Source organism: Oleiphilus sp. HI0125, from assembly GCF_001635355.1.
Genome location: NZ_LWGF01000858.1, coordinates 1 through 1,215, shown reverse-complemented (window position 1 = coordinate 1,215; position 1,215 = coordinate 1). Strand labels below are relative to the sequence as shown.

General features: G+C 45.1%; 2 protein-coding genes. Both read right to left on the bottom strand.

The annotated features are described in order from the left end of the window. A partial coding sequence (locus A3762_RS14060) for a phosphate ABC transporter ATP-binding protein (RefSeq protein WP_156493463.1) occupies window positions 1-455 on the bottom strand: 455 nt, incomplete at its 3' end. Next, the coding region (gene pstA, locus A3762_RS14055) for a phosphate ABC transporter permease PstA (RefSeq protein ID WP_068756143.1) at window positions 439-1,215 on the bottom strand (777 nt) is incomplete at its 5' end. The genes A3762_RS14060 and pstA, both read right to left, overlap by 17 nt.

Genomic DNA, 1,215 nt, shown 5'->3' with positions numbered 1-1,215 from the left:
TGCAATTTGTCTTTTACCTCGTCCCATAAACCCGCAGACCTGAGAGACTTTTCAACCAAACGATCACAGTCTTCGCCTTTCTTAACTTGCTGATGTTTTAAGGGCGCATAAGCGACATTATCGTAGATGGATTTAGGAAATGGATTTGGTTGCTGGAATACCATTCCAATATGTTTGCGAACCGCGACTTCGTCCACATCATTGTCATAAACGTTTTTGCCATCCACTGAGACAACACCATCCACTTTTACGATATCAATCAAATCATTCATTCGATTTAAACACCGCAGAAATGTGGATTTCCCGCAGCCTGAGGGGCCAATCAAGGCAGTGATATTGTTTTCTTTGAGCTCAACGCTGATATTCTTCAGCGCGTGATGATCCCCATAATGCAAATTCAAATCTTGCACAGAGATCTTGGTGCGCGAGGCATCAGAGTTACCACTTAACTTCATATTTTCTTCTCAAGTAAATCGCTAACGAATTCAATAGAACGATGATCGATAAGATCACGACAATTCCGGCGGCCGTTTTTTCAACATATGCCCGCTCTGGCATACCTGCCCAAGTAAATATCTGTGCTGGCAACACTGTTGCAGCCTCCATAATTGAACTCGGGGAATCGGGGATAAAGGCAATCATGCCAATAATGATCAACGGTGCAGTTTCACCCATGGCCTGCGCAAGTCCAATGATACTGCCGGTTAATATACCCGGCAGGGCAATGGGCAATACGTGGTCTTTCACGACTTCTTGTTTAGTCAAACCAAGCCCTAAACCTGCCTGACGAATCGATTCGGGCACGCTGCGTAACGCTGCTCGAGAACTCACGATGATAATCGGTAATGTCATTAGTGCGAGCGTAATCCCGCCAACTAATGGGGAGCTTCGAGGCAAGCCAAAAAGATTTATAAATACCGATAAACCGAGCAAGCCAAATAAAATAGATGGAATCGCGGCAAGGTTATTGATGTTCACTTCAACAAAGCGCGTAAACATGTTGTCAGAAGCAAATTCTTCCAAGTAAATCGCCGTCATCACACCAATAGGAAAAGCCAAGGCCATAGTCACTACCAAGGTCAATATCGAGCCGATAATTGCGGATTGAATACCCGCATATTCCGGGCTCTTTGAGTCCCCTCGGCTAAAGAAAATACTGTTCCAACGCTGCTCAACTCGTCCTTGCTCACGCAAAGCATCGATCGTCGTAAGATG